Here is a 17,342-nt window from a genome sequence, read left to right on the forward strand (position 1 = left end):
CCCTCACGTACCGCTCCCGGCCAAGGGGTGGGCATACGTGGGGCTTTGGGTTGCATCGGCTCGGGGCGGGGAACGTACAGCTTGTGTATGACTCGGGTAGGATGGGAGCGCTCCCAGAATTGATGTGTTGAAGAGTCGCGGCTCCCAGCGGGGGTGTCAAGAGAGCGCGCGAAACAACGCCCCGAATCGCCACTGCTGTTGAATGTCCCTTCGCAGCCGCTCAGGGAGGTGGGGCTGTCGGGTACGTACGGCGGGAGGCGCGAGATGGCAGGAACGCGGCGGCGCGGGGCGGGGCGCGGACGGCCCACGCTGGAGGAGGTCGCGGTCCGCGCCGGAGTCGGCCGGGGCACCGTCTCGCGGGTGATCAACGGCTCGCCGCGGGTCAGCGACCGCACCCGGGTCGCCGTGCAGCAGGCCGTCGCCGAGCTGGGCTACGTCCCCAACCGGGTGGCCCGCGCCCTGGCCGCCAACCGGGCCGACGCGGTGGCCCTGGTGATACCCGAGCCCGAGACCCGGCTCTTCGCCGAGCCCTACTTCTCCGACATCATCCGCGGTGTCGGCGCCGAACTGGCCGACACCGACCTCCAGTTGCTGCTGACCCTCATCCGCACCCCCAAGGAGCGCCAGCGCTTCGCGGACTATCTCGCCGCCCACCGGGTCGATGGTGTGCTGCTGGTCTCCGTGCACGCGGACGATCCGCTTCCGGAGCTGCTGGAGCGGATAGAGATCCCCGCGGTGCTCAGCGGCCGCCGCTCGGCGCACGAGTCGGTCGCGTACGTCGACTCGGACAACACCGGCGGTGCGCGGGCCGCGGTGGAACACCTCGTCGAGCGCGGCCGGTCCACGGTCGCCACCATCACCGGCCCGCTGGACATGTACGTCGCCCAGTGCCGTCTGGACGGCTATCGCGCCGCGCTCCGGGCGGCGGGCCGGGAGGTGGATCCGGCGCTGGCGGCGACGGCCGACTTCACCGAGGAGGGCGGCCGCCGCGCGATGCGCGATCTGCTGGACCGCAGACCCGGCCTGGACGCGGTCTTCGCGGCCTCGGACGTGATGGCCGCGGGCGCGCGGCAGGTGCTGCGCGAGGCGGGCCGCCGGGTGCCGGAGGACGTCGCGCTCGTCGGTTTCGAGGACTCCGCCGTCGCCCGCCACATGGATCCCCCGCTCACCAGCGTCCGGCAGGCCACCGTGGAGATGGGGCGGGCCATGGTGCGGGTGCTGCTGGAGGAGATCGAGGGAGCGGCGGAGCGGTCGGCCGCCCGGCCGCAGCTGGTGCTGCCGACGCGGCTGGTGACGCGCGCGTCGTCCTGAGACCGGTTCGGCCCGGCGGTCAGCGGCTCGCCGACGCCTCCAGCGCCTCGCCGTCGGCCTGTGCCAACGCCCCGCCGCCCGCTTGCGCCAAGGCCGCCTCCAGCCGCTGGATGTGGCGGTGCTGAAGCCGGGCGGTGCGCTGGAGCGACAGGACCGACCGCAGAAACTGGTCCATGTCGGCGGCCCGGGTGAGGATGTCGTCCGGCACCCGTGCGTCGTCCAGACAGTCCGGCGGGTCCTGGCCGAGCACCGCATGCGCCCACGCCCGGGTGACCGGCTTGAACATTCGCGGGTGGTTCGCCACGATCCGGGCCCGCACCGCGAGATCGTTCTCGGCGGCCTCCACATGCAGCCCGTCGTCCTTGTTGCGCGCTCCGAAGAGCGGCTCGTGGAGATGGTGGGCGGTGAAGCCGCGTTCGGCACAGGCGATCCAGAAGTCCCAGTCCTCCCCGGCGCGCATCTCCTCGTCGTAGCCGCCCACCGCCTCCCACACCTCACGGCGGTAGAGCGAGCAGTAGAACATGATCAGACGGCGCAGCAGCAGCTGGGGGTTGTACGCGGGGAGCGCCAGCACCTGGGCGGGGATGTCCTCGTCGTCGGTGAAGGCGGAGACGTCGGTGGAGGCGATGGCGAGGTCCGGATCGCCCTCCAGCACCGCGACGGTCTTCTCCAGCATGGTCGGTTCGATCACGTCGTCGGCGTCCAGCGGCAGGATGTAGCGGCCCTCGGAGGCGGTGATTCCGGCGTTGCGGGCCGCGGACACCCCCGCGTTGGCCTGGCGCAGCAGCCGGATCCGGCGGCCGGGGTTGCGGGCGATCAGGGACTCGGCCACCGCCGCGGTGTTGTCGGTACTGCCGTCGTCGACGACGACCAGTTCCCAGTCCTCGTAGGTCTGGGCCAGCACACTCGCCACGGCCTGCGGCAGATAGCGGCCGTAGTCGTAGCAGGGGATCACCACGGACACGGCCGGACGCGGGGCGGGGCCGGCCCCCGGGAGGCGGGCCTCCAAGGGGCCGCGGTCCGTCATCGTCTTCACCGGGCTCCGGTGGCCGTCATCGAGGACGGGGTGCCGAACCGGGATGCGGCGGCCTTCGAGGACGGGCCGCCGATGGCGATGTTGGAGCAATGCTGCTCGAGCGGCACGATGACAACGTTGGCGTTGTGGGAAGGGCCGGTGGAGTCACAGTGGTTCTTCTGCGTCACACTCTTCAGGTCGCCGAAGATATGCGCGAAGTTCAGGCAGTCGGCCCCGGCTTCCACCTCGTCGGTGAGCACGCCACTGGTGCCGGTCTCGCACTGGTTGCCCTGCTTGACGGGATCGGCGAGGGCGTGGCCGCCACCGAACATCACCGCACCCGCCGTCGCCGTCACCAGCGCGGCCGTTTTGCCGATGTTCATGTAATCCTCCTTACGAGCGCTCCGCGTGGGTCCCCGCGGACGTGTGTCCAACGGGAACCAATGGGGCCAGGGAACGACGGGCCGGCCGACTTCACCTGTCCGGCGCAGCACACTCGGATTCCGTCGTGGATTCCGGTTCAAGCTCCGGTCCGCGGTGGGGCGGATGGACCACCTCCAGCGCGGGCAGCCCCCAGCAGTCCGTGCCCAGGTCGCGGGCCATCGCGGCGAGTCCCTCGGTCTCGATCAGATGCCGGTACGGGACGGCCGGGAACACCAGGCCGTCGCGGTGCAGATCGGCGCGTACCAGGAGCCCCGCAGCGCCCACCGAGTCGACGCGGACCCGCTCTTCTCCGCGCAGCTCGTCGAGGTACATGCGGCCGTAGCCCCTGGGCGGTTGCAGGATCCCGTCGCGCAGCCACCCGTCCCAGTCCAGCGCGTCGGCGCCGGGCCGCAGCACGAAGGTGTTGAGGTCGAACGTCGGGCCGCCGGGCTCGGTGACGCAGTGCGGGACCACGATGTCCTCGCCCGCGCCGAGCAGTCGCTGGACGAGGTCGGACGGGCAGTCGGTCACATCCACGTCGAGCCACAGCACCCACGGTTCGTCGGCGAGCGCCCGGGAGAGCAGGTGGTTGCGGGCCCTGGCCAGCACCGACCGTCGCCGCCGCTGGACGGAGCGCTCCCAGCGGGGCCCGGACAGCCGGTAGCCGAAGTGGCGCCGTACGAGGGTGACCCTGCGGAACTCCGCCCTGAGCGCGGGCAGGGAGTCCTGAAGCAGCTCCCAGGTGCCGTCCTGGCTGTCGCTTTCCAGCAGTCCCATCGAGAGCGCCTCCCGGGGGTAGTCCAGGGCGCGCAGATTCTCCAGATGGCGGGGGAGGAAGGCGGCCGCGTCCTTGACCGGGGTGAGCACCAGGACCGGCGGCCGCTCGGTGGACGCGGCGGGGACCGGGGCGGGAGGCCGTGGTGAGGGAACGCCGACGGACGGCGGGGGCGAAGGTGACGGCGTCTCCGGCTGCGCGTGGAGGACGTCCGCCGGGTCCAACGGCAGCCGCGCCGCCATCTCCCGCACCAGATCGCCGTAGCCTCCCCCCGTCCACACCTGGGTCGCCGCCTCGAAGAGGCTCGCGAAGTGGGGCTCGTCAAAGGTGTTGGAGCCGTGGCGGACGTAGGTGTAGAGCTCGGGCGCGTCCACGGACACCACCCGGCCCGCGCCGACCACCTGCGCCGCGACCGGGGAGTCCTCGCCGCGCCGCAGCGCCGGATAGCGCGGCAGCCCCTCCTTCGCGCAGACCATGGAGCCCTCCCACACCCGCGCCCCGGAGATCCCCAGGGTGCGGCGGGCGGGCCACCAGAGCCGTTCCCGGGCGAGGAAGCAGGAGTTCGCGCCGAGCCCGGCGATCGCCGCCATCTGCACCTCCAGCCGCTCCGGGTCGTACAGATCGTCGTCGTCCCACTGGCACACATACGGCCCGGCGGCCAGGTCCACCGCCACATTGCGCAGTTCACCCAGCATCCGGCCCTCCGGCGGCAGCCGGTGCAGCCGGATCCGGGGTTCGTCGAGCGCGCGGATATGCCGTTCCAGGGTGTCGTCGGCGCTGTCGTCCACGACGACGAGTTCGGACCGGGCGTAGGTCTGGGCGAGGAAGCACCGGATCGCACGCGCGGCCGACGCCGGCCGGTCCTTGGTCACCATCAGGCACGACACCATCGGCGTGGGCCCGCCGGAGGCCCACCGGGCGCGCTGCGCGTCCAGGTCGAACTCGCCCGTGGCGCAAGGCCGCAGCCCCTCACTGGTCCAGAATCGGACCTTCCGGCCCGCCGAGGTCCGCGGCCGGAAGGAGACGTCGTTCGCCCAGCTGCCCGACCAGTGGTGCACGGCGTACGCCTGGCTCAGGTCCACCTCGCGCGCGCCGAACGCCTCCGTCGCGTACGGGCTCAGCACGGGATAGAGGGTCTGCGGTCCGAGGACGGTGATCGAGCGGGCGGACGGGGCGCTGTCGACCGCGCGGGTGAGGAAGTACGGGCCCGTCGCGTCCAGGGGGCCCGGTGCGGTGTGGGCGCCTACCAACTCCCGGTGCACATGCGCCCAGAAGGGGTGGCCGGGCCGCGAGGCGAGGAACGCGTTGCCGACCACGCGTCGCAGCCCGCGTCGGCGCGCCAACGACAGCCGGGTGTGCTCCTCGGGTTCGAGGCCGAGCACCAGCTCACAGTCGGTGAGAAGGTCCGTCGTCGGGCGCAGGCACTCGAAGTCCAGGTCGGCGTAGACCCCGCCGTAGTGGTCGAGCAGGAAGTACCGGATCGCGTCGGCGCGCATGATCGGCTCGGGATAGCCGTCGTAGACCGGCAGGAACCAGGGGTAGTGCTTCTCCAGGAAGGCGCGGTTGTCCGCGTCCGTCCACAGCCGGTACTCCCAGTCGGGATGGTGGCGCCGCCAGGACGCGGCCCAGGCCCGCCATCGGGGCGGTACATCCGTGTCCTTCCATGTCTGGTGGATAAGGGAAGGAATATGGGTTTGGTGGGCCATCCGCACAGTATGTCGGGATGCGGTGGGGCAGCGGCCACGGCGTCACCCACTCGGTCCAAGGCGGACGTGGGGGCGGGCGCCGCCGTCGGGTTCATCGTGGGCCCTCCCGTGGCCGCGGGCGAACGGAAGGGGCCCGATCGTGCCCGGGGTCGCCCGTCTGGGGTGTCCGGGGTGCGGCGGCGGGCCGTCAGCCGCACGTTGGACGCATGACCGAGAGTGAGATCCCGCGTATCACCCGGCCGCCGGTCGTGGTGCTCGGTGTTCAGCCGGGGGACCCCCCCTACCGGCTGGTGGAGGTGGCCGGTGAGCTGGCCGGCAAGGCGCACTCGGTCCTGGACGTGATCGAGATCGCCCGGTCGGTCGGCCTCGACGACGTCGATCTCGACGATCCCGATGTCGTCCGCTGGGTGGGCGGCGACAAGTTCACCTGGACCTCGTGGTGGCCGTATCACCCACCGCCGCACGAGGAGGCCGGCGAGGGGCACGAGAAGCGGCGGCGCGGCAGGCGCGGACGGCAGGAGCGTCCGGAGAGCCCCGAGGGGCGTGAGGGGCCGGAGGCGCGCGAGGGGCGTGGACCCGACGAGACGCACGGCTGACGGTCCTCGAGCGATGGCCCCCAACTGTCAACCCATCGTTGACACTTGGGGGAGCGTCAACCTATGGTTGACGCATGACGGAACCAGTAGGCCTGACACATCCCGTACGCCTCGACGACCTCATCGGGGCCATCAAGAAGGTCCACACCGACGCCCTCGACCAGCTCTCCGACGCGGTGATAGCCGCCGAACACCTCGGTGAGGTGGCCGACCATCTGATCGGCCACTTCGTGGACCAGGCGCGGCGCTCGGGCGCCTCCTGGACGGACATCGGCAAGAGCATGGGGGTCAGCCGCCAGGCGGCCCAGAAACGCTTCGTCCCGAAGAACCCCAACGATCTGTCGGCCCTCGACCCGAGCCAGGGCTTCAGCCGGTTCACCGAGCGCGCCCGGAACGTGGTGGTGGCGGCCCAGAACGAGGCCCGCGCCGCGTCCAACGACGAGATCCGCCCCGCCCACTTGGTCCTGGGCCTGCTGGTCGAGCCGGACTCCCTCGCCGTGACGGCGCTCACCGCCCAGGATCTGTCACCGGACGCCGTCCGCGAGGCGGCCACCGCGGTCCTGCCCCCGGCCCTCGAGCGGATCCCCGACCTCCTCCTCTACGACCAGGGCGCGCGCAAGGTGCTCGAGCTGACGTACCGGGAGGCGCTGCGGCTGGGGCACAACTACATCGGCACCGAACACATCCTGCTCGCCCTCCTCGAGTTCGAGGACGGCTCGGGCCCGCTCACCACCCTCGGTGTCGACAAGGCCGCCGCCTCGGAGCACATCGCCCGTGCCATCGCCGAGATCGCCGCCGCCCGCGGCCAGGAGTGACGCCCGGCCGCCGGCGTCATCGAGATCCCGGGTGGCCGCCGATGGGGTCATGAGGGGGTAAGGAAAAGGCCGCCGTCCTGCTTCTCGCAGGTCAGCGGCCTCTTCGAAGAGGGTGAGTAACGGGACTCGAACCCGCGACATCCTGGACCACAACCAGGTGCTCTACCAGCTGAGCTATACCCACCATGACCGGTGCTTTCCGCACCGGCCGAGAAAAAGTGTACAGGGTCGGCGGGGGTGCTCGCGCCCGGCTTTCGGGGAGCCGGGCACGAGCGGTGGATCATGCGTGCCGGGCGGGCAGGACGTGCTTGGCCGCGATCGACTTCGCCGTGTCCGAGTCCGGGCCGGGCTGGGGCACGAAGACCGCCTCCCGGTAGTAGCGCAGCTCGGCGATCGACTCGTGGATGTCGGCGAGCGCGCGGTGGTTGCCGTTCTTCTTGGGGCTGTTGAAGTAGGCCCGCGGATACCAGCGGCGGGCCAGCTCCTTGATCGAGGAGACGTCGACGATCCGGTAGTGCAGATAGCTCTCGAGGGTGGGCATGTCACGGAGCAGGAAGCCGCGGTCGGTGCTGACCGAGTTTCCGCACAGCGGGGCCTTGCCCGCCTCCGGGACGTGCTCGCGGATGTACGCCAGGACCTGCTCCTGGGCGTCCTCCAGCGTGGTGCCCCCGTCGAGCTCGGCGAGCAGGCCGGAGGCCGTGTGCATCTCACGCACCACCTCGGGCATGGTGACCAGCGACTCGGCGGGCGGCCGGACAACGATGTCCACCCCGTCGCCCAGGATGTTCAGCTCGGAGTCCGTGACCAGCGCGGCCACCTCGATGAGCGCGTCGTCCGACAGCGAGAGCCCGGTCATCTCGCAGTCGATCCACACCATGCGATCGTTCATACGTCTCACCCTACGGGGCGTTCCCGCTGGCCGGGGAGGGTCGGACGGCCCGAAGCGCGTCCCGCCGCCTGCTCGGGCAGGCGTGGGGCGTACGCGTCCGATTCCGGCTTGCCCGGGTCCGTGCCACCGTGCGGATGCGGAGGGTGATGGTGGTGGGCCGCGGAGTGACCGAGCGGCGCGCCGGGGCGCCGCAGCGGCAGGGCGTGCTCGCCCGCGCGCTGCTCGATCATCTCGGCCCGCTCCGGCCGGTCCACCCGCTCGCCCCGCTCCAGCCGCTCCAGCCGGTCCGGCCGCTCCGCGGAGCCGCCCTGCGGCCTGCGGGCGCGGTACGCGGCCCGGTAGGCAGCCGGGGAGGACCCCAGCTGACGCCGGAAGTGGCCGCGCAGGGCCACCGGGGAACGGAAGCCGCAGCGCCCGGCGACCTCGTCGACCGAGTAGTCGGAGGTCTCCAGGAGCCGCTGCGCCTGGAGCACCCGCTGGGTGATCAGCCACTGGAGTGGAGCGCTCCCAGTGAGGGACCGGAAACGCCGGTCGAAGGTGCGGCGGCTCATATAGGCGCGCGCGGCCAGGGCCTCGACATCGAACTGCTCGTGCAGATGCTCGAGGGCCCACGCCACCACCTCGGCGAGCGGATCCGCGCCGATCTCCTCTGGTAAGGACCTGTCCAGATAGCGCTCCTGTCCTCCACCGCGGCGCGGCGGCACGACGAGGCGGCGGGCCAGGGCCCCCGCGGCGTCGGCGCCGTGGTCGGTGCGCACGATGTGCAGGCACAGGTCGATCCCCGCGGCGGTGCCCGCCGAGGTCAGTACGTCGCCGTCGTCCACGAACAGTTCGCGCGGATCCACATGGACGGACGGATAGCGTTTGGCGAGCGTCGGCGCGTACATCCAGTGCGTGGTCGCCGGGCGGCCGTCGAGCAGCCCGGCCGCCGCCAGTACGAAGGCCCCGGTGCACAGGCCCACGATCCGCGCGCCCTCCTCGTGCGCGCGGCGCAGTGCGTCGAGCGCGGCGGCCGGTGGCGGCTGGGTGATCGACCGCCAGGCCGGTACGACGACGGTTCCGGCCCGGGACAGCGCCTCCAGGCCGTACGGTGCGGTCAGTTCCAGTCCGCCAGTCGTTCGCAGTGGCACATCTTCGCCCGCGCACACCAGCAGTCGGTAGCGAGGGACCCCGGCGTCCTGCCGGTCGATACCGAAGACGGAGAGCGGGATGGAACTTTCGAAAATGGGGCCGCCGCTGAACAGCAGCACCGCGACGATTTCTCGTCGCCGGCGTCCGGAGAGCTTGCGCGAGGTCTCCGGTACGGTCGTGGAGTCCTGGCTCATGGCTCTAAGCCCCCCTCGATGGTCGCGTCCTCTCGGTCCTGCACGTTTCCCCTCGGTCCTGAACGGTTCCCCCGCCGGTCATGGCCAAGATCGAATCTACTGTGTCGCGTGTGGTCGCCGTGACCAGTTCACCACCCGCCACTATGTCGACATGACAACTTGGCGCGAAGCATTCGATCACGAAGCGTTGCACTCGTAGCCCTCGCTGTGAAGTGCGCCTAGTGCGGACATCCACTTCGCGTAGGGGGTCAGAACCCCGCACGCCCCTTTCTACGCTGGCCTGAACGCGGTTGAGCACCGCGTTTGCCAAGGGAAGAACTGTGACGCGAAGTTGGCCGAAAACAGCCGGGCGCAGATGTGGAAAAGCATCATGCGCCCGGCGTACGACCCCCTCGTATTTCATCACCACAGGGTGTACGGAGCGCTACGCAGCGCACTGCGCGGTGCGCCCTCAGCCGTGCCGGCCACCCCGGTGGGCGCCGATCCCGGTGCGCCCGTGACGGCCCCGGTGGGGGCTCACCGCGTCCGCGTCCAGCCGGGCCGCCACCCGCTCGTAATGACGCAGCAGGGCGCGGCTGGCGGCGGTCACCGCGGCCAGGCCCGCCGCGGCGGCCAGCGCCGCGCCGAACGGCAGTCCGCACATCAGGAGGACGAGGGGAACCACCGCACAGCTGAAGGACGCCCAGCGGATCACCTCGTTCACCGTCCCGCCCGCCAGGACCGGCGCGGGGACGGCCGCCGGGACGGGCGACGGGAGGCTGGACGGGACGGCCGACGGGGCCGCCGCGTGCCTCGCGGCGGCTACCGCGGCCGAGGACCGCGCGGCGGTCCTGGCGCGGCCCCGGGACCGGCCGCGCGGGATGGTGCCGGGGGCCGCGCCCGGGGTACTGCGCAAGGCGTCGTGGGCGCGGGGCACGGACACGGGCGGGGGGCTCCTCTCAGGCCGCTGACGGGGCACCGGCGGGGGCCGGACCCGGGCGTCCGGCCGGACCGCTGGGGCCCGGTGGCGTCCGGTCGCGGCTACTACAACGCCGGGCCCGCCCCCAGGTCACGCGAGGCGACCGCGGGGCTCGCGCGAGGGGACCTCAGGGTCCCCAGGGGGGACCACTTGGGGCATTGCGTATCGGGCCGCCCTCCGGCATGCTCCGGGGAACGCTTCGGGCGCTCCGCTGCCGAAGCGGCCTCTGGGCAGGCGAGGAATGGCGCCGTACCCTTAGGGGTAAGGGCTTGGAAAGATGAGTCCCGGACGGATTTGGTTCGTTCGATCCCGTCCCCGAGCTCCAGCGGAGCTCCCGTCCCCCGACAACTCCAACCCGAGCCCCCGCCGATTCCCTCCGCACGAGGACATCCTTCGCCGAGACACCGATGGCCGGTCACGAAATCCCCGAACCCGCGGACCGCAAGCGGGTCGCCGATCATATGGCGCACCCCGAAGCGGCGGAAGAAACACGTCATTCCTGCGATCCAGCGTTCCAGCACGGCGTCGTGGTGGGATTCGACGGTTCCACATCGAGCGAGCGCGCCCTCGCCTACGCGATCGGGATGGCCCGGCGCTCGGGCTCCGGGCTGATCATCGTCCACGTGGCCAACCGGCTGCCGACGACGGTGTGGGCGGGCTGTGAGCCGCCCGTCTTCGTCGACGTACCCGATCACCGCACCGAGGTGCTGGGGCTCGAGCTGGCCTGCGCCGATCATCTCTCCGAGGTGCCGTGGATCCTCGTCGAGCGGGGCGGGGACATCTGCCATGAGCTGGAGGAGGTCGGCCGGGAGTACTCGGCCGACGCGATCGTGGTCGGCTCCACCCACGGTCTGGTGGGGCGGCTCTTCGGCTCGGTGGCCGGACGGCTCGCGCGGCGGGCGCAGCGGCCCGTCGTGGTCATCCCCTGACGAGTGCCTGAACATCGCTTGACGATCGTCTGAGTCCCAGTGGATCCCGCTCGAACGACCCTTGAGCCCCTCTCGAGTCGGCGTGCATCCTTGTCGGAGTTCGTCTGGCCTCGTCTGGCCTCGTTCGGCCCTGTTCGGCCGTCCCTCTCGTCGCCCCAAACCGCCGCCGTGGACGGCCGACTGGCCATGCACCAGGAATCGGACACCCCCAACTTCCCCCGGCCGCAGGTGAGATGGCGTCAAGTTCATCTTGACAGTCGATAAATCTACCGGCGCGTAGAGGTGGATTGTGCGTTTGTGAGGGGTACGTACGCATCATTCGCGCTGCCGCGCGGGAAGTGACGGTTCCCGCGCGGCGGCCGCCGCCGGCGGAAGGGCGACGCCGGCCAAGGGAGGCGGCCCCCGCGTGTGTGGTGGCACACGCGGGGGACCGCCGACACCCCAGGACTACTCCACCGTCACCGACTTGGCGAGGTTGCGGGGCTTGTCGATGTCCCGGCCCAGCGCCAGCGCCGTGTGGTAGGCGAGCAGTTGGAGCGGGATGCCCATGAGGATCGGGTCGAGCTCCACCTCGTTGCGGGGTACCACGATCGTGTGGTCCGCCTTCTCCTGCTCCTGGTGCGCGACGGCGAGGATCCGGCCGCTGCGGGCCTTGATCTCCTCCAGGGTCGCGCGGTTCTTCTCCAGCAGGTCGTCATCGGGCAGCACCGCCACGGTCGGCACCTCCGGCTCGATGAGCGCCAGCGGTCCGTGCTTGAGCTCGGAGGCCGGGTACGCCTCCGCGTGCACGTAGCTGACCTCCTTGAGCTTCAGGGACGCCTCGCGCGCAACCGGGTAGCCGCGGACCCGGCCGATGAACATCATGCTCTTTGCGTTCGCGTACTCCGCGGCGAGCTTCTTGACCTCCTCCTCGCCGCGCAGCACCTCGGCGATCTGCTCCGGCAGCTTGCGCAGTCCGGCGATGATCCGCTTGCCGTCGGCGACCGACAGATCGCGGATCCGGCCCAGATGCAGGGCGAGCAGGGCGAAGGCGACGGCGGTGTTGGTGAAGCACTTGGTGGAGACGACACACACCTCCGGGCCCGCGTGCACGTACACTCCGCCGTCCGTCTCGCGCGCGATGGCGCTGCCGACGACGTTGACGACGCCCAGCACCCGCGCGCCCTTGCGCTTGAGCTCCTGGACGGCGGCCAGGGTGTCGTAGGTCTCACCGGACTGGCTGACCGCGATGTAGAGGGTGTCGGGGTCCACCACCGGGTTGCGGTAGCGGAACTCGCTCGCGGGCTCGGCGTCGGCCGGGATCCGGGCCAGCTCCTCGATCAGCTGGGCACCGATCAGACCCGTGTGGTACGCCGAACCGCAGCCGAGGATCTTCACCCGGCGCACTCCGCGCGCCTCGCGGGCGTCCAGGTTGAGCCCGCCCAGCCGGACGGTGGAGAAGCGGTCGTCTATCCGGCCGCGCAGCACCCGGTCCACGGCGTCGACCTGCTCGTGGATCTCCTTGTGCATATAGGTGTCGTGGCCGCCCATGTCATAGGACTCGGCCTCCCACTCCACGGTGGTGGGGGAGGAGGAGGTGCGGCTGCCCTCGGTGGTGTAGGTGCGGTAGTCGTCGGCCTTGAGGGTGGCCATCTCGCCGTCGTCCAGGGTGACCACCTGGCGGGTGTGGCTGACCAGCGCGGCGACGTCGGAGGCGACGAACATCTCCTTCTCGCCGATACCGAGCACCACGGGCGAGCCGTTGCGGGCGACGACGATGCGATCGGGAAAGTCCGCGTGCAGTACGGCGATGCCGTAGGTGCCCTCGATCAGGGCGAGGGCGTGGCGGACCTTCTCCTCCAGGGTGCTCGCCTGGGAGCGGCCGATCAGGTGGGCCAGCACCTCGGAGTCGGTCTCGGAGACCAGCTCCACCCCGTCGGCGGCCAGCTTGGCGCGCAGATCGGCGGCGTTGTCGATGATCCCGTTGTGGACGATGGCGACCTTGCCGTCGGCGTCCGTGTGGGGGTGCGCGTTGATGTCGTTGGGCGCGCCGTGGGTGGCCCAGCGGGTGTGGGCGATGCCGACGGTGCCCGCGAAGCGCTTGGGCAGCCTGGACTCCAGGTCACGGACCCGGCCCTTGGCCTTGGCGGTCTTCAGCCCGGCGGCCTGGGCACCCTTGGCGGGCTTGGCCTGGATCGCGATGCCCGCGGAGTCGTAGCCGCGGTACTCCAGCCGCTGGAGTCCCTCCAGCAGCAGCGGTGCCACATCGCGTTTGCCGATGTATCCGACGATTCCGCACATGGTGTTCAGGCCCTCCCTAGTGGATCGTTCACAGGTGCTCGTGGTCCGGTACCGGCGGTGGCGGCCGCCGTGCCGGTCGTGGTGTCAGCCGTAGACGATGCGGCGCAGCTGCCGCAGCGAGAGTTCGGGCGGCGCCACCGCGCGGTACGGCAGCTCGGCCGTGATCCGCTCGAAGATGTCCGCGTTGGTCAGTCCCCCGGACTGAAGTTCGCGGTGGCGGCGGCGGACGAACTCCTCGGTCGTCTCGTCGAAGTACGCCAGGACGTCCAGCACCACCCGGGCCGCCTCGCCGCGGCTGAGCGGCGTGGAGCGGACCAGGTGGTCGACAAGGTCATCGTGGGACATACGGCGATCGAGCACCCGTAGATACTGCGGGGAAGAGGGCTGTTTCGCAAGAATCCTGCCCGATATCGGGCAGGGGGTGTGGGGAGTGGCTAGAAACGGCGGAGTACGGCGTGCTTGGCGGCCGTGAACTCCTCCTCGGTGAGCACCCCGCTCCGGTGGAGATCGCCGAGTTCCCGCAGTCGTCGCAGCAGGGCGTCGTGATCCGCGTCACCGCCGTCGGATCCACTCGCCGCGCCCTGACCGTCTTGACCGTTCTGCCTGTTATGTGCGCTCTGAGGGTTCTGGTCGCCCGGGGCGGGGGCCGTGTCGGCCGGCTCGGCCGACGGTGCCGGGGCCGCTGCCGTGGCGGCGCCCGGATGCGGCAGCCGAGCCGTGACGGCCGCCGCGACCAGCGCCATCAGCGGATCCTTCTTGAAGCCGTAGAGCACCACGGCGTGCGGGTCGTACTTCGGCGCGGCCGGGGCCGCCGCCTTCGCCGTGCGGAACCGCAGATAGCCGTTCTCCAGTCCGGCGGCGGGCAGCCACTCCACCGCCTCCAGGTCGGCCAGCCGGATGGTCCGCGTCCCGCCCGACTTCTTCGACTCCTCGGTCTTCCAGTTCCACTCCAGCCGGAGCCGCTCCCCGTCGAAGGTGACGGTGGCGTCCCCGGCGGTCGCCGACAGCGGAACGTACGGGCCGGGCATCAGATAGCGGTCGCACGGGCCGGACGGCACCTGGTCCAGCAGCAGCGCCCGCCGGACCTCCTCGACCATGTACTCGGCGACGCCCGTGCGGTCCGCCTCGACCGCCAGCTGATACGGATCGGCCGCGTCCGGCAGCTTGCCGCCCGTCACCTGGAGCAGCGGATCCGCGCCCTCGCGCAGCTTCAGCCGCAACCGCCCTGACCTGCGCCCCGGTTCATGGGCGATGCCCGCCAACGCCCACAGGGGGACGTTCAGTTCGCCGAGCGCCTGCCGGGCGGGATGGACGCTCTTGTCCCGCCCCGGGACGATCCGTATCGAGCCGCCGTCGAAGGACCAGGCACCATCGCTCTGGGTGATTTCCGCCATGGCGTGAATTCTGACAGGCACACAGCGGCATATTGGTCTACACCCTTGACCGCGACAGGGGTGCACGGTACCCAGGACGCGACGCTTCGTTGAAGGGATTCCCTGTGAGACGACGCCGTGCCCGACTTCTGTGTTCCCTCCTGCTGACCGTGGCGGCGGGGGCGGGGACCGCCGCCACGGCGGAACCGTCCGCCGCCGCCCCGTCCCCCTCCGCCGCCGCGCCCACCCCGCTGGACCGGGTGGTGCCCGCACCCGCCTCCGTACGCCCCGCCGCCACCCCGTACACCCTCGGCCCCGACACCCGTATCCGGATCTCCGGGGACGCGTCCGCGGCGCGGCGGGTGGGCGACTACCTCGCGGGCGTACTGCGCCCCGCCACCGGCTACCGGCTGCCGGTGACCGCGCGGGGCGGCGGTGACGGCATCCGGCTGCGGCTCACGCCCGGGGCGCGCGCCGTACGCGGCCTCGGCGCGGAGGGCTACCGGCTGGACGTGACCGGACATGCCGTCACCATCAGCGCCCGCGCCTCGTCGGGGCTGTTCCACGGTGTCCAGACACTGCGTCAGCTGCTGCCCGCGTCGGTGGAGCGGACGACCCGGCAGCCCGGCCCCTGGCGGATCTCCGGCGGCACCATCACCGATGAGCCGCGCTTCGGCTACCGGGGCGCGATGCTCGACGTCTCCCGGCACTTCTTCACCGTCGACCAGGTCAAGCGCTATATCGACCAGCTCGCCCTGTACAAGATCAACAAGCTGCACCTGCATCTCTCGGACGACCAGGGGTGGCGGATCGCCATCGACTCCTGGCCGCGGCTGGCCGGCTACGGCGGTTCCACCCAGGTCGGCGGCGGGCCCGGCGGCTTCTACACCAAGGCCGACTACCGGGAGATCGTGGCTTACGCGGCCGCCCGCGAGCTGACGGTCGTGCCCGAGATCGACCTGCCGGGGCACACCAACGCGGCGCTGGCCTCCTACGCGGAGCTCAACTGCGACGGGGTCGCCCGGCCGCTCTACACCGGTACCGAGGTCGGCTTCAGCTCCCTGTGCGTGCCCAAGGAGGTGACCTACGACTTCGTGGACGATGTGATCCGCGAACTCGCCGCACTCACTCCCGGCCGGCTGATCCACATCGGCGGTGACGAGGCGCACTCCACCAGCCACGCCGACTACACGGCCTTCATGGACCGGGTGCAGCCCATCGTGGCCCGCTACGGCAAGACGGTGGTGGGCTGGCACCAGCTGACCGGCGCCCGCCCCGCCGAGGGAGCCATCGCCCAGTACTGGGGGCTGGACGGCAGTGAGAAGGAGGTCGCGGACGCCGCCAAGGCGGGCACCCGGCTGATCCTCTCGCCCGCCAACCGCGCCTATCTGGACATGAAATACACCAAGGACACCCCGCTGGGGCTCTCCTGGGCCGGATATGTCGAGGCCCGGCAGTCCTACGACTGGGACCCCGGCGCCTCCATCAAGGACGCCCCGGCCTCATCGGTCCTCGGGGTGGAGGCGCCGCTGTGGACGGAGACCCTCTCGACGAGCGCGCATATCGAGTACATGGCCTTCCCCCGGCTGCCCGGTATCGCCGAACTCGGCTGGTCGCCGCGGGCCACCCATGACTGGGACTCCTACAAGGTGCGGCTGGCCGCCCAGGGGCCCCGCTGGGACGCCCTGGGCATCAGTTACTACCGCTCACCGCAGGTGCCCTGGCCCACGTCCTGACGGGGCCGGGGAGGGGCGGTGGGCCCCGCTGGGGCCCACCGCGGTCAGCTCGCGAAGCCCAACTCCCGGGCGATCAGCATCCGCTGGACCTCACTGGTGCCCTCGCCGATCTCCAGGATCTTGGAGTCGCGCCACATCCGGGCCACCGGATACTCGTTCATAAAGCCGTAGCCACCGTGGATCTGGGTGGCCTCGCGGGCGTTGTCCACCGCGACACCGGAGGAGTAGAGCTTCGCGATCGACGCCTCCTTCTTGAACGGCTCACCGCGCACCAGCCGGGACGCCGCGTCACGCCAGGCCACCCGGGCCATATGGGCGCGCATCTCCATGTCCGCGATCTTGAACTGGATCGCCTGGTTGGCGCCGATGGGGCGGCCGAACGACTCGCGGGTCTTGGCGTATGACACCGACTCGTCCACACAGCCCTGGGCGAGCCCGGTGGCCAGCGCGGAGATCGCGATCCGGCCCTCGTCCAGTATCCGCAGGAACTGGGCGTAGCCACGGCCCGGTTCGCCCAGCAGATTGGCCGCCGGGACCCGGCAGTCGGTGAAGGACAGCTCACGGGTGTCCGAGGCGTTCCACCCCACCTTGGAGTAGGGGGCGGCCACGCTGAAGCCCGGAGTGCCGGAGGGCACGATGATCGAGGAGATCCTGGGGCGGCCGTCGGCCGCGCGGTCGGTGACGGCGGTGACCGTGACCAGCGCGGTGATGTCCGTACCGGAGTTGGTGATGAAGCACTTGGAGCCGTTGATCACCCACTCGCCGGTGGCCTCGTCCAGCCGCGCGGTGGTGCGGGTGGCGCCCGCGTCCGAACCGCCGGCGGGCTCGGTCAGCCCGAACGCGCCCAGCGACTCCCCGGAGCACAGCCCCGGCAGCCACTGCCGCTTCTGCTCCTCGGTGCCGTAGAGGAAGATCGGCATCGCGCCGAGGGAGACCCCGGCCTCCAGGGTGATCGCCACCGAGGAGTCGACCCGGGCCAGCTCCTCGAGGGCCAGACCGAGCGCGAGGTAGTCGCCGCCCATACCGCCGTACTCCTCGGGGAACGGCAGCCCGAACAGGCCCATCCGGCCCATCTCCCGGATGATCTCGTACGGGAACTCATGGTGCTCCCAGTACTCCCCGATCTTCGGGGCGACCACGTCATGCGCGAACTCCTCGACGGTGCGGCGCAGTTCTTCGTGCTCGGCGGAGAGACGATGGTCGATCGTCAT

Annotated in this window: 15 protein-coding genes and 1 tRNA gene; 5 read left to right on the top strand and 11 right to left on the bottom strand. The window is 71.2% G+C overall.

Annotated elements, in window-relative coordinates; translation table 11 throughout:
- Positions 1-264 precede the first annotated feature (264 nt).
- Entirely contained in the window at positions 265-1,311 is a 1,047-nt protein-coding gene (locus HUT19_RS26340; RefSeq protein ID WP_176182833.1) for a LacI family DNA-binding transcriptional regulator, read from the top strand.
- 19 nt (positions 1,312-1,330) lie between these two features.
- On the opposite strand, the gene HUT19_RS26345 is transcribed toward HUT19_RS26340, so the two are convergent.
- The 3 genes from HUT19_RS26345 to HUT19_RS26355 form a co-directional block, all read right to left on the bottom strand.
- Positions 1,331-2,338, bottom strand: a complete 1,008-nt coding sequence (locus HUT19_RS26345; protein WP_176187320.1) for a glycosyltransferase family A protein — start codon at positions 2,336-2,338, stop codon at positions 1,331-1,333.
- 5 nt (positions 2,339-2,343) lie between these two features.
- Positions 2,344-2,709 carry a hypothetical protein gene (locus HUT19_RS26350; RefSeq protein ID WP_176182834.1) on the bottom strand — a complete coding sequence of 122 codons (366 nt, stop codon included), beginning with the start codon at positions 2,707-2,709 and terminating at the stop codon, positions 2,344-2,346.
- A gap of 91 nt (positions 2,710-2,800) precedes the next feature.
- Entirely contained in the window at positions 2,801-5,230 is a 2,430-nt protein-coding gene (locus HUT19_RS26355) for a glycosyltransferase (protein ID WP_176182835.1), read from the bottom strand.
- 206 nt (positions 5,231-5,436) lie between these two features.
- Here HUT19_RS26355 and HUT19_RS44360 point away from each other — a divergent pair, with 206 nt between their 5' ends.
- Both HUT19_RS44360 and HUT19_RS26365 read left to right on the top strand, forming a co-directional pair.
- The gene (locus tag HUT19_RS44360; protein ID WP_368661713.1) at positions 5,437-5,826 is read left to right on the top strand and encodes a hypothetical protein; all 390 of its coding nucleotides are present in this window, start codon (positions 5,437-5,439) and stop codon (positions 5,824-5,826) included.
- A gap of 74 nt (positions 5,827-5,900) precedes the next feature.
- Positions 5,901-6,641 carry a Clp protease N-terminal domain-containing protein gene (locus tag HUT19_RS26365; RefSeq protein WP_176182836.1) on the top strand — a complete coding sequence of 247 codons (741 nt, stop codon included), beginning with the start codon at positions 5,901-5,903 and terminating at the stop codon, positions 6,639-6,641.
- Between the two features lie 111 nt (positions 6,642-6,752).
- Here the strand turns inward: HUT19_RS26365 and HUT19_RS26370 are convergent.
- From HUT19_RS26370 to HUT19_RS43245, 4 genes are all read right to left on the bottom strand, one after another.
- Positions 6,753-6,825 (bottom strand) — tRNA-His (locus tag HUT19_RS26370).
- Positions 6,826-6,921: 96 nt separating this feature from the next.
- Positions 6,922-7,530 carry an oligoribonuclease gene (orn, locus tag HUT19_RS26375; RefSeq protein ID WP_176182837.1) on the bottom strand — a complete coding sequence of 203 codons (609 nt, stop codon included), beginning with the start codon at positions 7,528-7,530 and terminating at the stop codon, positions 6,922-6,924.
- 5 nt (positions 7,531-7,535) lie between these two features.
- Positions 7,536-8,855: a helix-turn-helix domain-containing protein gene (locus HUT19_RS26380; RefSeq protein ID WP_176182838.1), complete on the bottom strand. Its 1,320-nt coding sequence runs from the start codon at positions 8,853-8,855 to the stop codon at positions 7,536-7,538.
- Positions 8,856-9,306: 451 nt separating this feature from the next.
- Positions 9,307-9,777, bottom strand: a complete 471-nt coding sequence (locus tag HUT19_RS43245) for a hypothetical protein (protein WP_254885798.1) — start codon at positions 9,775-9,777, stop codon at positions 9,307-9,309.
- A 443-nt stretch (positions 9,778-10,220) separates the two neighbouring features.
- Here HUT19_RS43245 and HUT19_RS26390 point away from each other — a divergent pair, with 443 nt between their 5' ends.
- Positions 10,221-10,742 carry a universal stress protein gene (locus tag HUT19_RS26390; protein ID WP_176182839.1) on the top strand — a complete coding sequence of 174 codons (522 nt, stop codon included), beginning with the start codon at positions 10,221-10,223 and terminating at the stop codon, positions 10,740-10,742.
- Between the two features lie 447 nt (positions 10,743-11,189).
- Here HUT19_RS26390 and glmS read toward each other — a convergent pair whose 3' ends face one another.
- From glmS to HUT19_RS26405, 3 genes are all read right to left on the bottom strand, one after another.
- The gene (glmS, locus tag HUT19_RS26395) at positions 11,190-13,022 is read right to left on the bottom strand and encodes a glutamine--fructose-6-phosphate transaminase (isomerizing) (protein ID WP_176182840.1); all 1,833 of its coding nucleotides are present in this window, start codon (positions 13,020-13,022) and stop codon (positions 11,190-11,192) included.
- 84 nt (positions 13,023-13,106) lie between these two features.
- Positions 13,107-13,382, bottom strand: coding sequence for a hypothetical protein (locus HUT19_RS26400; RefSeq protein WP_176182841.1), 276 nt, complete (start codon positions 13,380-13,382; stop codon positions 13,107-13,109).
- Between the two features lie 74 nt (positions 13,383-13,456).
- Positions 13,457-14,416, bottom strand: coding sequence for a DUF4429 domain-containing protein (locus HUT19_RS26405; RefSeq protein WP_176182842.1), 960 nt, complete (start codon positions 14,414-14,416; stop codon positions 13,457-13,459).
- Between the two features lie 104 nt (positions 14,417-14,520).
- On the opposite strand from HUT19_RS26405, the gene HUT19_RS26410 reads away from it, so the two are divergent.
- Positions 14,521-16,131 (top strand): beta-N-acetylhexosaminidase, encoded by a 1,611-nt coding sequence (locus HUT19_RS26410; RefSeq protein ID WP_176182843.1) that lies wholly within the window; start codon positions 14,521-14,523, stop codon positions 16,129-16,131.
- Positions 16,132-16,175: 44 nt separating this feature from the next.
- Here HUT19_RS26410 and HUT19_RS26415 read toward each other — a convergent pair whose 3' ends face one another.
- Entirely contained in the window at positions 16,176-17,342 is a 1,167-nt protein-coding gene (locus tag HUT19_RS26415; RefSeq protein ID WP_176182844.1) for an acyl-CoA dehydrogenase family protein, read from the bottom strand.

Origin of the sequence: Streptomyces sp. NA02950 (genome assembly GCF_013364155.1) — a bacterium.
In the GTDB taxonomy this organism is placed as follows: Bacteria; Actinomycetota; Actinomycetes; order Streptomycetales; family Streptomycetaceae; genus Streptomyces.